The sequence below is a fragment of the Nonlabens marinus S1-08 genome (assembly GCF_000831385.1).
Taxonomy (GTDB): Bacteria; Bacteroidota; Bacteroidia; order Flavobacteriales; family Flavobacteriaceae; genus Nonlabens; species Nonlabens marinus.
In genome coordinates this window covers 1639215-1654438 of sequence record NZ_AP014548.1, presented here as the reverse complement: position 1 = coordinate 1654438, position 15224 = coordinate 1639215, and the positions used below count along the sequence as shown (strand labels likewise).

General features: G+C 40.6%; 16 protein-coding genes. 7 read left to right on the top strand and 9 right to left on the bottom strand.

The genetic code is table 11. From position 1 onward, the window contains the following. Positions 1–42: 42 nt before the first annotated feature. Both NMS_RS07530 and NMS_RS07525 read right to left on the bottom strand, forming a co-directional pair. Positions 43–981 (bottom strand): transcription antitermination protein NusB, encoded by a 939-nt coding sequence (locus tag NMS_RS07530; protein WP_041496154.1) that lies wholly within the window; start codon positions 979–981, stop codon positions 43–45. A 126-nt stretch (positions 982–1107) separates the two neighbouring features. Further along, positions 1108–2211 carry a Glu/Leu/Phe/Val family dehydrogenase gene (locus NMS_RS07525; RefSeq protein WP_041496153.1) on the bottom strand — a complete coding sequence of 368 codons (1104 nt, stop codon included), beginning with the start codon at positions 2209–2211 and terminating at the stop codon, positions 1108–1110. 124 nt (positions 2212–2335) lie between these two features. On the opposite strand from NMS_RS07525, the gene NMS_RS07520 reads away from it, so the two are divergent. From NMS_RS07520 to NMS_RS07510, 3 genes are all read left to right on the top strand, one after another. After that, positions 2336–4084 carry an ABC transporter ATP-binding protein gene (locus tag NMS_RS07520; protein WP_041496152.1) on the top strand — a complete coding sequence of 583 codons (1749 nt, stop codon included), beginning with the start codon at positions 2336–2338 and terminating at the stop codon, positions 4082–4084. A 69-nt stretch (positions 4085–4153) separates the two neighbouring features. Next, positions 4154–4540: a PUR family DNA/RNA-binding protein gene (locus NMS_RS07515; RefSeq protein WP_041496151.1), complete on the top strand. Its 387-nt coding sequence runs from the start codon at positions 4154–4156 to the stop codon at positions 4538–4540. A 72-nt stretch (positions 4541–4612) separates the two neighbouring features. Beyond that, complete coding sequence (locus tag NMS_RS07510) at positions 4613–7156, top strand: M14 family metallopeptidase (RefSeq protein ID WP_041496150.1); 2544 nt, start codon at positions 4613–4615, stop codon at positions 7154–7156. A 93-nt stretch (positions 7157–7249) separates the two neighbouring features. Here the strand turns inward: NMS_RS07510 and NMS_RS07505 are convergent, their stop codons facing one another. Beyond that, a complete protein-coding gene (locus NMS_RS07505) occupies positions 7250–7591 on the bottom strand; it encodes a tRNA-binding protein (protein ID WP_041496149.1) in 342 nt (113 codons plus the stop codon). Beyond that, positions 7581–7895, bottom strand: a complete 315-nt coding sequence (locus NMS_RS07500) for a hypothetical protein (protein ID WP_041496148.1) — start codon at positions 7893–7895, stop codon at positions 7581–7583. Before NMS_RS07500 ends, NMS_RS07505 begins: the two co-directional genes overlap by 11 nt. A 153-nt stretch (positions 7896–8048) precedes the next feature. Between NMS_RS07500 and NMS_RS07495 the strand changes: the two genes are divergently transcribed. Further along, positions 8049–8609 carry a thioredoxin family protein gene (locus NMS_RS07495; RefSeq protein WP_041496147.1) on the top strand — a complete coding sequence of 187 codons (561 nt, stop codon included), beginning with the start codon at positions 8049–8051 and terminating at the stop codon, positions 8607–8609. A gap of 181 nt (positions 8610–8790) precedes the next feature. Here the strand turns inward: NMS_RS07495 and NMS_RS07490 are convergent, their stop codons facing one another. Beyond that, a complete protein-coding gene (locus tag NMS_RS07490; RefSeq protein WP_041496146.1) occupies positions 8791–9324 on the bottom strand; it encodes a DUF1599 domain-containing protein in 534 nt (177 codons plus the stop codon). A 55-nt stretch (positions 9325–9379) separates the two neighbouring features. On the opposite strand from NMS_RS07490, the gene folP reads away from it, so the two are divergent. The 3 genes from folP to NMS_RS07475 are packed head-to-tail and all read left to right on the top strand — an operon-like array spanning position 9380 to position 11852. After that, positions 9380–10210: a dihydropteroate synthase gene (gene folP, locus NMS_RS07485; protein ID WP_041497568.1), complete on the top strand. Its 831-nt coding sequence runs from the start codon at positions 9380–9382 to the stop codon at positions 10208–10210. Between the two features lie 17 nt (positions 10211–10227). Next, on the top strand, positions 10228–11004 hold the full coding sequence (gene cdaA / locus NMS_RS07480; RefSeq protein ID WP_041496145.1) for a diadenylate cyclase CdaA: 777 nt from the start codon (positions 10228–10230) through the stop codon (positions 11002–11004). A 29-nt stretch (positions 11005–11033) separates the two neighbouring features. Beyond that, the gene (locus NMS_RS07475; RefSeq protein ID WP_231862372.1) at positions 11034–11852 is read left to right on the top strand and encodes a DUF3667 domain-containing protein; all 819 of its coding nucleotides are present in this window, start codon (positions 11034–11036) and stop codon (positions 11850–11852) included. On the opposite strand, the gene NMS_RS07470 is transcribed toward NMS_RS07475, so the two are convergent. From NMS_RS07470 to NMS_RS13900, 4 genes are read right to left on the bottom strand one after another with little or no spacing between them, the layout of a single operon-like run. Further along, positions 11849–13654, bottom strand: a complete 1806-nt coding sequence (locus NMS_RS07470) for an ABC transporter ATP-binding protein (RefSeq protein ID WP_041496143.1) — start codon at positions 13652–13654, stop codon at positions 11849–11851. The genes NMS_RS07475 and NMS_RS07470 overlap by 4 nt on opposite strands. Positions 13655–13657: 3 nt before the next feature. After that, a complete protein-coding gene (locus NMS_RS07465; protein ID WP_041496142.1) occupies positions 13658–14125 on the bottom strand; it encodes a hypothetical protein in 468 nt (155 codons plus the stop codon). After that, complete coding sequence (gene truA / locus NMS_RS07460; RefSeq protein WP_041496141.1) at positions 14118–14879, bottom strand: tRNA pseudouridine(38-40) synthase TruA; 762 nt, start codon at positions 14877–14879, stop codon at positions 14118–14120. The genes NMS_RS07465 and truA overlap by 8 nt, the downstream gene beginning before the upstream one ends. Further along, positions 14851–15015: a hypothetical protein gene (locus NMS_RS13900; RefSeq protein WP_158448970.1), complete on the bottom strand. Its 165-nt coding sequence runs from the start codon at positions 15013–15015 to the stop codon at positions 14851–14853. The genes truA and NMS_RS13900 overlap by 29 nt, the downstream gene beginning before the upstream one ends. Positions 15016–15224: the final 209 nt, after the last annotated feature.

Genomic DNA, 15224 nt, shown 5'->3' with positions numbered 1-15224 from the left:
AAGGTAATAAAAAGCACTTTGTTGGCAATGTAAATCCTTTATCTATAACGTACCACGTCCGATTTTATTGATCATATCTTCTTGCTGGAATTGCTTGAGTAAATTATCCAGTATACCGTTAATGAAAACGCTGCTCTTAGGAGAGCTGTAGTCTTTAGAGATTTCCAAATACTCGTTTAATGATGCTTTTACTGGAATGCTAGGGAAATACAAAAATTCGCATTGTGCCATCATGATTAATACACTGTCGATTTGAGCGATACGCTCACTATCCCAGTTAGGTGTTTTACCGTCCACTCTCGCCCATAGCTCATCCATGTTGAGCACGGTTCTTCTAAAAAGATCCATGGCAAATTTGATATCATCTGGATCTTTTACCAGTTCAGGCAACTTGATCTCTTTATCCACTTTTACTTTACGTATGAACTTGATCATTTCCGTATTTACAAGTGGGTAATCATCTGTCCAAGTAATATTAGCATCTTCTAGGTAATCCATCAACTCATCGCTAGGCGCAATGATCTCTGAAAAGATCGTGTTGATAAAGGATTGATCCTTTTTAATAGACTCATTTTCCTGGCTAGCATACACCACAAATTCTTTGCTCATGATGATTTTTTCATAAAGTCGCTCTACATAAGCGCTATCTAAATGCCAAGGGTCCAACTTGCGTTTCCTCAAGGCTTCCTTAATAGCTGGACTTTTAGAAAGTTCTACCAATACTTTGTTCTCAATAAGCGCGCGACTGGGGTTTTTAACCGCATCAGATCCTGTAAAGCGCTCTGTTGCTAGTTTGTGGCGCTGTTCTGCTAGTTTGTGAATCTCAATCAACAGTTGCACCATATAAAGAAATAGTACAAAAGTTTGCGTCATGCTCGTATTGAGGAATTTCTCCAGATCCTTGAGTTCATCAGGTCGTTGCTTTTGAAAAGCAAAAACGGCTTGCATGACCTTGATGCGCAAATGTCGACGGGTAAGCATAAGAACGATTTTTCTAGGTGCAACGCGGGCTGTTGTTGAGTCAGCTTTCGCGAAAGCGTAATTATTATAAGTCCCACAACACCACACTAGAATTATGGGACGGCAAAAATACTTTATAAATGCGGATTAACCTTGCTGTTCTGCACGTCTTGCATCGATTCTCGCCTGAGCGATCTGCAAGGCTGCGGAATGCGTTGTAATCCTGTTTTGCTCTGCTTTATTTAATATCTCGATCGTAGTAGTGTAAATATTTTCAGTTTTGCGCATGATCTCTGCACGGTCATAACCTTCCAACTCGGCATACACATTGATAATTCCACCCGCATTAATCAAGAAATCTGGAGCGTAAACGATACCGCGCTGTTGCAACAACATGCCGTGTTTGTTCTCGTCTGCCAATTGATTATTAGCTGCACCAGCGATGATGCTGGCCTGTAATTTTGTAATGGTGTTGTCATTGATGGTAGCACCCAGCGCACACGGCGCATAGATATCCATAGGCTCTGCATGAAGATCAGCACCTTCATAAATGGTAGCACCGTACTTGTCACGTACTTCTTCTAATCGCTCTCGATTGATATCGGCAATTGTGACTTTTGCTCCTTCTTGAGTAAGGTACTCTACCAAAGCTTCTCCTACATTCCCTATTCCTTCTACAAAAATGACTTTATCCTCCAGCACATCGCTACCAAACTTATATTTAGCAGCGGCCTTCATGCCATTAAAAACACCGTAAGCTGTAATAGGGGATGGATTTCCTGCACCACCTTTACTCTCAGATATTCCAGTGACATAAGGAGTTATCTCGCGCACAGTATCCATATCTTCAGTAGTCATTCCTACATCCTCTGCAGTGATGTATTTACCACTTAAGCTGTGCACAAATTCACCGAATTTGCGCATCATTTCCGGAGTTTTTTGGGTCTTGGCATCGCCTATTATTACCGCTTTTCCTCCACCTAGGTTCAATCCAGTGATAGCACTTTTGTAGGTCATTCCTCTTGATAAACGCAAGGCATCGTTTAGTGCTGACCACTCGTTGCCATAATTCCACATACGGGTTCCACCCAATGCAGGTCCCAATACCGTATTATGGATACCGATAATGGCCTTCAATCCTGTATCTTTGTCGTTGCAAAAAACGACCTGTTCATGGTCGTTGAATGACAGTTGTCCGAAAACCGGATCCTGATTGATGATTTGTTCTAGAGTCGTATAATCTTTAGACATGTGAAAATAATTACAGCCTTTTTTAGGCTTAAAAAACGTGCAAAAGTAGCATGATTTAGGTTAATGACAATGACTCAATAGAAAACCTATAGACAACTTTAATATCAGTGTTCCCTCAATATCTATGAAAGAATTAAAAAAGCTCAATAAGCTGTTTGCCAGGTATAAATGGCAAATTATAGGAGGTGTCATCGTCACTATTGCTTCTCGCATACTTTCTCTTTTACTCCCTAAGTATGTGGGTAAAATCATTAATCTGCTAAACGCTTATGGCCAGGGCGAGCGAACTGACCTTGATGCGGTAGAGTCTGATTTGCTTTTATACATAGCGATAATAATTGGATCTACTTTGCTGGCAGCCGGATTGACCTTTATCATGAGGCAATTGATTATTGTTGTATCTCGTCATTTGGAATACGATCTCAAAAACATCATTTATCAACAATACCAACGTCTCTCGCTTAGTTTCTATAAACAAAATAGGACTGGGGATCTTATGAATCGCATAAGTGAAGATGTGTCCAAGGTTCGTATGTACATGGGGCCAGCCATCATGTACGGCATTAACATGATTACTTTATTTGCCGTTATTGTACCGGCGATGATCAATACTGCTCCAACCCTAGCCTTTTACACGCTGGTACCTCTTCCTTTTTTATCTGTTGCGATTTATGTGGTGAGTAGAGAAATACACAAGCGTTCTACACTGGTGCAACAATATCTATCCAACCTCAACACCATTTCACAAGAAGCTTTCAGCGGCATTTCCGTTATTAAGGCATACAATCTAGCGCCACAAATGAATGCCCAATTTGAGCAGGTGGCTAACGATAGTAAAAACAAAAACATTGATCTAGCGCGAGTGCAAGCATTGTTTTTTCCATTGATGGTATTGTTAATAGGCTTGAGTAACATTTTAGTGATTTACATAGGTGGTCGTCAGGTGATCGCTGGAGAAATTGAAGTAGGAACAATCCCAGAGTTTTTGATTTATGTAAATATGTTGACCTGGCCCGTTGCTATTGTAGGATGGGTAACTAACATGATCCAGCAAGCAGAGGCTTCCCAAAAGAGAATCAATCAATTCTTAGACATTGAGCCTCAAATTCAAAATCTTGTAGAAGAAACGACTCCGGTTGCTGGGAGTATCGAGTTTAAAAATGTCAACCTAGTTTATGATGACACAGACATTCACGCTCTTAAAGATTTATCTTTTAAAATAAAAGCTGGACAAACGCTAGCTATCCTTGGAAAAACAGGTAGTGGTAAATCTACTATTCTAGAGTTGATTGGTAGGCTTTACGATGTAACTAACGGTGTGATTGAAATAGATGGGACTCCTATACGGGATTTAAATTTGGATGATTTGCGTAAAGCTATAGGTTATGTTCCTCAAGATGCCTTTTTATTCTCTGATACGATAGGGAACAATATTGCTTTTGGAAAAAAAGATGCAAGTGAAGAGGAAATTGAAGCAGCAGCTAAAAATGCAGTAGTTCACAAGAACATCAAGAATTTTACACTAGGCTATCAGACAGTGTTAGGAGAACGTGGGATCACATTGAGCGGTGGGCAAAAGCAACGAATGTCCATAGCAAGGGCTATTATCAAAACGCCTAACATTTTGCTATTCGACGATTGCTTGAGCGCTGTGGATACAGAAACAGAGGAGCAAATATTGAACAACCTTAAAAAAGTAACTCAGGACACTACCACAATAATTGTTAGTCATAGAGTTAGTTCAGCTAAAAATGCAGATCAAATCATTGTTCTAGACGATGGTAAAATCATTGAAAGTGGAAATCACCACTCCTTGTTAGAAGCAGGTGGTTACTATGCAGATCTGTATGCAAACCAAATGCTAGAACAGTAAGAAAGAATATAAGGGGTGCTTTTATAGTTTTTTCCTATTTTTGAGTGCTTACTAACCCAATAACAAATCATGAGCGATAGAGATTATCAAGAGCAGGAAGAGATTTATTCCAAAGTAGTTCGAGCAGGAAGACGCACTTATTTTTTTGACGTACGTTCCACAAAGGCAGACGACTACTACCTTACAATTACAGAAAGTAAAAAGTTTACTAATGATGACGGTAGCTTCCACTTCAAAAAACACAAAATCTACTTATACAAAGAAGACTTTGCAGAATTTGGCGAGACCCTTAAAGAAGTAACCGATTACATCATCGATAAAAAAGGAGATGAAGTTATTTCAGAGCGTCACCAGTCCGACTTTAAGAAAGACGAGCCAGCTGTAGACGCAGCAGATAATGCTACAGAGCCTAATCATCCAGCAAGTTTTACTAACGTGGATTTCGACGATATTTAGAAACATACTATAATTACAAAAAGCCTTTCCCAGTGAAAGGCTTTTTGCTTTTCAATACCCAAACCTCCTCACATGAAGAATTGCTACCTATTACTATTTGTTTTTTTCGCTTTCGCGAAAGCGATGACCGCACAAGTAACCATAGATCCACAAATGGATTACTACTTGCCCAGTGATGTAACTTACAATCCAGATATCCCAACCCCTGAAGAAATCATAGGATACGTACCGGGAAAATGGCACGTCACCCACGACAAACTTGCCCAATACATGATGGCTCTAGCAGGTGCTAGCGATCGCATCACCATAGAAAATCGTGGAAAAACCTATGAGGATCGCCCCTTGTTGTTGCTTACCATAACATCTTCTAGCAATCAAAACAATCTAGAAAGCATACGCAAAGCACATCAAGATCGCATCGATGGTATTGGTTCTAGTGCTGATGCTCCCATCGTAATCTATCAAGGATTTTCCATTCACGGGAATGAGCCAAGTGGCTCCAACGCTGCCTTGTTGTACGCCTACTATTTAGCCGCTGCACAAGGCCCACAAGTGGAAGAACAATTAAAAAACACAGTGATCTTGTTAGATCCTAGTTTCAACCCTGACGGTTTGCAACGTTTTGCAGGTTGGGTAAACCAGCATAAAAGTGAGAACGTGACGATTGATGGAAATGATCGTGAGTATGATGAAGTATGGCCTGGTGGTCGTACAAACCACTATTGGTTTGACATGAATCGCGACTGGTTACCGGTACAACTTCCGGAATCTAGAGCCCGTATAGCTAGTTTCAACAAGTGGATGCCTAATATTTTGACAGATCACCACGAGATGGGAACCAATTCCAGCTTCTTTTTCCAACCTGGAATTCCTTCCAGAACCAACCCTTTAACACCACAAATGAATCAGGATTTGACCAAGGAAATCGGGAAATACCATGCGGCAGCCTTTGATAAAATCGGTTCGTTTTATTATACGGAAGAAAGTTTTGACGATTTCTATTATGGGAAAGGCTCTACGTTTCCTGATGTGAATGGAGGTATCGGGATACTTTTTGAACAAGCAAGCTCTCGAGGTCATGCTCAGGAATCCGTAAATGGAGTATTGACTTTTCCGTTTACTATCCGCAACCAGTTTACAGCAGCACTCAGCACTCTCGCAGCAGCAAATGGGATGAGAGAGACAATCCTTGATTACCAAACCAAGTTTTATGCTAATGCCGCCAAAGAAGCAAAGAATGCTACAATCATCTTTGGTGATTCAAAAGATGCTGGCAAGACAGACGCCTTTGCTGAAGTATTATTGAGACACGAGATTGAGCTTAAGGAACTCAACAAAGATGTAAAAGTAGATGGTAAGGAATATAAAAAAGGTAACGCCTATTTGATCCCAACCGCACAGAAAAAAAGCCGATTGATCAATGCCTTATTTCAAAAGACCACCACTTTTACAGACAGTCTTTTCTATGACATCAGCGCCTGGACTTTCCCTTTAGCTTTTGATTTAGATTACTCCATGAATGCAGGTTCAAGCGTGAGCGGCACTCCTGTTACCTACACAATGGATGGCGAACAATTGAAAATTCAGAAATCTGGGACAGACACTCGTAATTTGGCTCAATCAGATTACGCTTACTTGATGGAATGGAATGAATACATGTCTCCTAAGGTTCTAAACGACCTTTTAAAAGATGACATCATTGCTAAGGTTGCCATGCAACCTTTCGAGTTGAATGGTAAGTCTTACGATTATGGAACCATCATGATACCGGTATCCAGACAACCTATTTCTAGTACTGCATTAAGAGACCGATTGAACCAACACTTACAAGAAACTAATGTAGTAATTGATCCTGTCGATACGGGTTCTACCGTAGGAATCGATTTGGGTTCTAATTCTTTTGTGCCACTAGACAATCCTAAAATTGCTCTTGTGATAGGCGATGGCATTGACCCTTATGATGCTGGCGAAATATGGCATTTGATGGATCAGCGGTACGATATTACGATTACTAAAATCGAATTAGATCGCATGGCGCGAGCAGATTTATCCAATTACAATACTATCATTGTACCTAGCACTTACGGTAGTCCAGATAAAAATGTGGTGGAAAGTTTGAAAACCTGGACGCGTGCTGGAGGTACTTTAATAGGTTATGGGAATGCCTTGCGCTGGATGTCTAGCGAGAAACTGTTACCTATGACGTTCAAATCCACTAAGAATCCTGCTACTAATGTCACTTTTGAACAGCGTGGCGATTTCAATGGCGCCCAAGTCATTGGCGGATCTATATTTGAAACCAAGTTAGATCGTTCCCACCCCATTGCCTTTGGTTACAAGGATGATCAATTGGCCATGTTCAGAAACTCCACCTTGTTTATTGAGGCAGATAGTACTTCCTACAAAAATCCAATCCGATATACTGACGAGCCATTGATGGCAGGTTACAGTTCTAAAATCAATCTGGAAGCGATCAAGAATACAGTGCCTTTTCAGCACAACAGCTATGGACGTGGTGAAGTAATAGGATTTACTGACAACACCAACTTCCGTGCTTTTTGGTATGGAACTAATAAGTTATTGATGAATGCGATCTTCTTCGGGAAGGCGATGTAAACGACCTACAGCACTATTTTGATATAGTAAAGCCGCTTTCTAAAGTTTTGAAAGCGGCTTTATTATTTTTTCGCTTTCGCGAAAGCGAAAACATCAACCTACTCGATCACCATTAACAGCTTGTTGATCTGGTTGCAATAAGATCACTCTCTTCTCGCTATCCACGGAGCCCAGCACCAGGCACTCACTCATGAAATTGGCAATCTGTTTTTTAGGAAAGTTAACTACAGCGATGATTTGCTTGCCTATTAAATCTTCGAGGTTGTAATGATCTGTGATTTGAGCGCTTGTTTTACGGATGCCCAGCTCATTACCGAAATCGATTGTCAATTTATAAGCGGGTCGCCTGGCCTCTGGAAATGACTGCGCGTCGACAATAGTGCCGACGCGCATATCTACTTTGGTAAATTCCTCCCAAGAAAGATTATTGGTCATTCATTCTTAGTTTTTCAATCATTTTTGGTGAGATATACACGTCTGCACCATACGCATCCACGAGTAAGCCTTTATTGCCATCGTTGCTTTCAATAACATACAGTATGGTGTTGTCTGCTGGGTCAGAAACACCTTCAAAGCGGTAGAATTTTACCACTTCGAGTTCTTCTGCTTTCCATTTCTTTTTCAAATTTTTGGATTCCAATCCATCTTCTACGAGGTCGTAATCGATGGTATATCCCATGGATTGTAAATCTTCTATAGCTTGAGATAACGTATCGTATCCGTTTTTAAAATCGGTCATAATTGGTCGTTTTATTTAAAATTAAGAAAGGAAAGCAGCGTTTAGGGCATGCTTTTCAAAACTTTAATACATACTCGCGTTACTATTAGTAAGAAAACGAGACGAATGAGGTGATGCGTTCATGCATTTGTATTTTTGAATATTAAAATAATTATGGCCCTTACCCCATCCACCATGTTGCCTTTAGGAACTAAAGCTCCCAACTTCAATTTGCTAGACACCGTGTCTGAAGAATTAAAAACTTTTGATGACGTAAGAGGAAAGAAAGGAACTTTAGTGATATTTATTTGCAACCACTGCCCATTTGTGATCCATGTCAATCCAGAATTGGTACGACTGGCGAACGATTACCGGGCAACAGGCTTTGGCTTTGTTGCGATTTCTAGCAATGATGTGGAAAATTACCCACAAGACGGCCCACAACAAATGCAGCAAGTAGCTTTTAAAAATGCGTATCCATTTCCTTACCTGTACGATCCCACTCAAGAAGTCGCTAAAGCTTATGATGCCGCCTGCACTCCAGACTTTTACTTATTTGACAGCGAAGATAAATTGATCTACCGCGGCCAGCTGGACGATTCCAGACCTAAAAACGGTATTCCACTAACAGGAAGGTCCATACGCGAGGCGATTGATGCTTTAGAAGGAAATAAGGAAGTTTCAAAAAACCAGAAACCTAGTGTGGGTTGTGGGATTAAGTGGAAAACTGCTTAGCATTATTTAGTATTTGTCATGCTGAATTCATTTCAGCATCTATAGGATTCGAGTTTTGAAGGTTTTGATTAGCAAAATTTATCACCCGATTGATATCAGACAAACAAATTTCTCACTTCCGTATCCAGCAGATCCTGAACCGAATTAAGGATGACAAAATAATAGACATTAGAATTGAAATCTAAGAAAGATGAATCATCGCAAAAACCGCATAATTGATCATATCCTTATAGTTCGCATCCAGTCCTTCTGAGACAATAGTTTTACCAGCGTTGTCCTCAATTTGCTTGACGCGCAATAATTTTTGTAAGATCAAATCAGTTAACGAACTTACGCGCATGTCTCTCCAGGCTTCACCATAATCGTGATTTTTGTCCATCATCAATTGTTTTGTGATGGCCACTTGCTGGTCGTATAATTTTGTGGCTTGTTCTACATTCAAGTCGGGCTGCTCTACGATTCCTTTTTCCAATTGGATCAATGCCATGATGGAATAATTGATAATGCCTATGAATTCGCTTTCTTGACCTTCATCGACTTTTGATTCGGCTAGAGTTTGTAGGCCACGTATGCGCTGTGCTTTTATAAAGATCTGATCTGTAAGCGATGGCAGTCTCAAGATGCGCCAGGCACTACCATAATCGGTCATTTTATTGATGAACAAGTTGCGGCAGGTAGCGATCACTTCGTCATATTGCTGGCTGGTGGTGGACATGAGAACTGTATATTTTGGCGTAAATTTCGGTCACAAATTACGATATCTACCACTTATGTCCACGATTAATTGCTCTGGAAACCTCATCGATCTCTCTACACCTCGCGTGATGGGAATTGTGAATGCTACTCCAGATTCTTTTTATGATGGTGGTAAACTGAAATCAGACGCTGCGATTTTAAAGCAGGTAGATCAAATGTTGAGGGATGGCGCTGCCTTTATTGATGTGGGTGGTTACAGCAGCCGGCCGGATGGTACGCATATTTCGGTAGAAGAAGAACTCCAGCGTGTTATTCCAGTCATCGACCTTATCAAAAAATCCTTTGAAGGGGTGGTGTTGAGTTGTGATAGCTTTCGCGAAAGCGTCATAGCCTCAGCATTACAACACGGGATTGACATCGTGAATGACATCAGCGCCGGTAAACTGGACTCCAAAATATTAGAAACTGTAGGAAAAGCTAGTGTGCCTTACATCATGATGCACATGCGAGGGACGCCGCAAACCATGAAGTCTCTAACCAATTATGATAATTTACTGATACAGATGAACTCTTATTTTGCAGAGCGTATTGCCACGGCTAGAGCTGCGGGCATTAAGGATATCATTATTGACCCAGGATTTGGGTTTGCTAAAACTACCGCTCAGAATTTTCAATTATTAAAACAAATGGAATTGCTGAAATCTCAAGATGTACCTATTCTCGCTGGCGTTTCCCGTAAATCAATGATCTATAAAACTCTAGGAACTAATGCATCTAAAGCCCTCAATGGCACGAGCGCCTTGCATATGCTTTGCTTACAAAATGGCGCATCTATCCTGAGAGTTCATGATGTGAAAGAAGCTGTGGAAGTGATCCAGTTGTTCCAAGCGATTCAAGAAAATTAATCCTATTTTTACGAGTGATGGAGCTACCTGAGTTTAGAGTTATTGACCTGATTGACATCGTGCTTTTTGCATCGCTGATCTTTTATCTATACAGACTGGTCAAAGGAACGGCGGCGATCAACATTTTTATAGGTATCGTGATCATTTATTTGATCTATCAGGTTACCGTATTTCTAGAAATGGAAATGCTATCTCGAGCACTGGGAGCTTTCACTGGCGCTGGAGTTTTTGCTCTGATCGTGGTATTTCAACAAGAAATACGGCGGTTTTTATTGATGTTAGGCTCTACCAACTTCACCTCTAAACGGCGGTTTTTACGACAACTGCGCATCTTTAAAGCAGATGTAGATAATCACAACAATATTGTAGACGAGATTGTAACCGCATGCAAGCGCATGAGCGCTACTAAAACCGGTGCCTTGATCGCCATAAAACGCGACGGATCTCTCGATTTCTTAAAGAATAGTGGTGACACTATGGATATTCTCGTCAATGCCCCAATCATCCAAAGCATCTTTTACAAAAACAGCACTTTGCACGATGGAGCCATGATCATTGAAGGAAATAAAATCACTGCTACCCGAGTTATTTTACCGGTGTCTGATAACAGGAAGATACCACAACGTTTTGGCTTGCGCCATAGAGCAGCACTAGGACTTACGGAACGCAGTAATGCACTTGCCATCATCGTCAGTGAAGAAACTGGCCAAGTCTCTCTAGTCATCAATGGTGAGTTTGAAAGTTTTGATGATATGGATGATTTGTCTGACAAAATCAAATCCCACCTTGCTTAATGGAGCGTCATTGTAAAAACTGTGATCACATGTTATACACGGGTCACACGCATTGTGCGAGTTGTGGTGCCAAATGGATTCAAAATAGAATCACCATGCGTCAAGTAGGCATGGATTTCAGCGATATGTATCTGGGATTGGATACTAAGTTTGCCCATACTTTTAAGGACCTATTCACGAAACCAGGGCAGGTTATTAATGGGTATATAAATGGAAGGCGTGGTTATTACATGGATGCCATACGTTATCTATTGCTGGTCATTTTTGCATCTGGTATATACATATTCATTGTTCGCAGTTCAGGATCTCTTGATGAATATATGGCAGAATTTGGAAAGCAATTATCCGCATCTGGTGATAACTCTGCCGATCCCAAGGTCCTTGAAAGTCAAAAAAGAATGTCCGATTTCATGATGGACTATACTAGTGTATTGACCTTGTTAACTATACCTCTTTTAGCACTTGTCGGTCGCATTACTTTTTGGGGAAAGCGTTACTTCAATTATACAGAGCATATTGTTTTCTATCTATACACTTATGCCCACATCACTCTGGCTACCATTCCAATTAGTATTTTGCTCTTACTAATTTCTCCAGAGGCATTTACCTATTGGAGCTTAGCAAGTTTTCCTATCATGTTTGTATACAATGCTTACAGCTATAAACAGTGCTTTCGTTTGGATTGGCAAACCACTATTCTAAGAAGTTTGATTTCCATAATTGTTTTGATTGCATCGGTCATTCTACTCTTTTTGGTTGTAGTTCTCCTTGCATTCTTAACCGCGATAATTGCCGATAAATTGGGGTTTGATGTAAAAGGCTTTTTTGCAAATCATTTTGGAACCTAAGCCACTTCTTGCTGCTGGAACTGTACCTCGTATAGGTTTTTATAATACCCACCTTCTTGTTGCAGTAATTCTTGATGGGTTCCCATTTCGACTATTTCACCAGCATCCATGACGATAATTTTATCGGCTTTTTTGATGGTGGCAAGACGGTGAGCGATCACAATGGACGTACGGTCTTTAGTTATGATATCTGTCGCATCTTGAATCAATTGCTCGCTGTAGGCATCTACAGAGCTGGTAGCTTCGTCTAGAACTAGTATACTTGGATTAGAAACGTATGCTCTAAGAAAAGCAATCAACTGACGTTGACCAGAGCTCAACATCACACCTCGCTCTTTTACGTTGTACTGGTAGCCATTGGGTAATGAATTGATAAACTCATGAACCCCAATTTTTTTAGCAGCAGCAATCACATCCTCTTCGGTTATGTCTGGATTTTGAAGGGTGATGTTATTTAAAATGGTATCTGCAAACAGAAATACGTCTTGAAGCACGACAGCAATTTGTGAGCGAAGTGATTCTAGCTGGTACGCTTTCGCGGAAGCGGAATCCACCATAATCTCTCCTGCATTGATCTCGTAAAATCTGGAAAGCAAATTAATGATGGTTGATTTACCTGCACCTGTAGCACCAACTATAGCAACGGTCTGGCCTGGCTCCACTTTAAAGCTTAGATTTTTTAATACCAATTCATCTTCTACATAACCGAAATCCACGTTTTTGAACTCTATAGCGCCCTTAAGGTCAGAAGCGATTTTAGTGCCTTTGTCCTCGATAATGGCATCTGTATCTAATATCTTAAAAACACGATTGGCAGCGACCATTCCCATTTGAAGCGTATTGAATTTATCAGCAATCTGACGCAGTGGACGGAAAAGTTTTTGAGACAAATCAATAAACATGACGATGACTCCTATATCAACTGCTGTTGTCTCGACACCCAGGTTCATTACCACACCTATGTAAACGATAAGACCTATGGTGATGCTGGAAGCCATCTCGGCAATTGGGAAAAAGATACTGTTGTACCACACTGTTTTTACCCAGGCGGTTCTGTGTTTTTTATTAATTTCCTTGAATTGCTCGTATTCTACTTTCTCCCGATTGAAAATTTGAACGATTTTCATTCCAGTCACTCGTTCTTGGACAAAAGAATTGAGATTGCTTACCTGACTTCTAACTTCCTCAAACGCCACCTTCATTGCCTTTTGAAATACTCTAGTTGCGTATAAAATGAACGGCATTACAATCAATGCAATCAGAGTTAATTGCCAGCTCTGATAGGTCATAAAACCAAGAACAACAATCATTTTGAGCAAGTCAGAAATGATCATGAAAAGCCCCTCAGAAAAGATACTCGCTATAGTTTCAATGTCACTAACCGCCCGCGTCACTAATTTTCCCACAGCGCTTTGATCAAAATACTTCATTTTGAAGCCCAGCATATGATCAAACAACCTGGTTCTCAAGTCTCGGATCACTTGTTGACCTAGCCAGTTGGCATAGTAGATAAAGCTGAGTTGTAGAAGGACTTCTGCGACAAGCACTACCATCATCAAAATTATGACGCCAGTAAAACCGCCATACTCCATTCCTAAAATGGTATTGACACCCTCAAAATCTTGAGGTATAATGTGATTATCAATCGCTACCTTTATCAAATAAGGCATTCCTAGCGCAACTATTGCTAGCAAAATGGCACTTAAAGCGACATAATAATAGGTAAGTTTATAAGGCTTTGTATAAGAAAGCAGTCGCTTAAACAGCGACATATTAAATGCGTTACCCGTGGATGATGCCATAATTTATTTGAGCAAATGAGCGATACTGGACCGCAATTCTTCTTCTTTTTGTGTGCCGATGACATACTCTTTATCACCTGTCTTAAAATGCAAGCCTTTTGACCCACGAACATTATAAACAGTTCCCATTCCAGTCCAGATTCTAATTCCCCAACCACCTACAAAACCATAGTCTAAAACTTCAGCCGTTTTTAGATCGGACCAGAACCATTCTCTTTTCACAAAAGGATAATAGTGTATGTGGATTTTCTCTTCAGTAATCGATGTTTTCAATTTCATAATCCAAATGGAGGACATGAAAATAATTCCCAGAATACAGCTTGCTACTACTGCAATTACCTCTATTTGACTCTCCATAGATTGTACTGCTGCGATCGCGCATGCTATTATAATCGCAATAGTGCCTATGACTATAAGATATAACCACCACTGATTGAATTTCTGTTCTTCTTGAAATAGTATGTTATTCATTATTCCAAATTTCTTCTGGGTATTTCACTCGAGTCAGATACAGCCCTTGCGCTGGTGCGCTAGCACCTGCCTTACCTCTATCCTTAGAAGTGATGATTCGGTGCATGTCCTTCACTTCTAATTTTCCATATCCTATTTCTAGTAAAGTTCCCACGATAGCACGAACCATATTGCGTAGAAATCGATTAGCGGTGATGTGAAAGATCAGTTCATACCCCTTCAATTCAAAGCGCGCCTCGCTAAGCTCACAAAGATAAGTCTTTACGTCTGTGTTCGTTCTCGAGAAACATTCGAAATCGGTATACTCCAGCATCACATTTGCAGCTTGCTGCATGCGTTCGATATCAGGAATTCGATAAAGAATATAAGTAGATTTATTTTTAAACGCATCTGGACGCAAATTAAATCGATACTCATAAGATCTATGGGTAGCATGAAATCGTGCGTGGGCTTTTTCAGATACTGGACGTATTTCAAAAATGCTGATGTCTTTTGCAATCCAGCGGTTCATTCTATAGGTCAGCTGTTCATGGTCTAGTTCTCCCTCCCAGTCAAAATGGGCAAACATTTGGGTCGCATGAACACCCGTATCTGTTCTACCAGCTCCAGTAACATACACTTTGGAACGCAACATTTTAGACAATCCTTCCTCCACCACTTCTTGCACCGTAACGCATTGCGGCTGTCGTTGCCAGCCGTGATAGGCGCTACCGTCATAGGCGAGTTCAATAAAATAACGCTGTTTTCTTTGCATCTGTGCAAATGTAGCTGCTATAGGTGGAAATCTGACGAACGACCGGCTCGATTGTCGCTTTGCTCCAATCTTGCTGACGAACGACTGGCTCAGTTTTCACTTCGTTCAAACCTTGCTGACGAACGACGTTCGACATGTCTATTGTTAGCAACAGACCAGCAATTTTAAATCAAAGGATTTTCCTTGACTGCGATATCTATTTCTACCACAGAATTTTTTTCATGTTTGAATTCACGAGAATTACCGTAGACAACTTAAGTTGTCTTTTGTCAGTCGTCGATCGTCGATCAGTCGGTCGTCAGGGAATCAGCAATCAAGATTTGCGAAAGCAAATCAATAATTGGT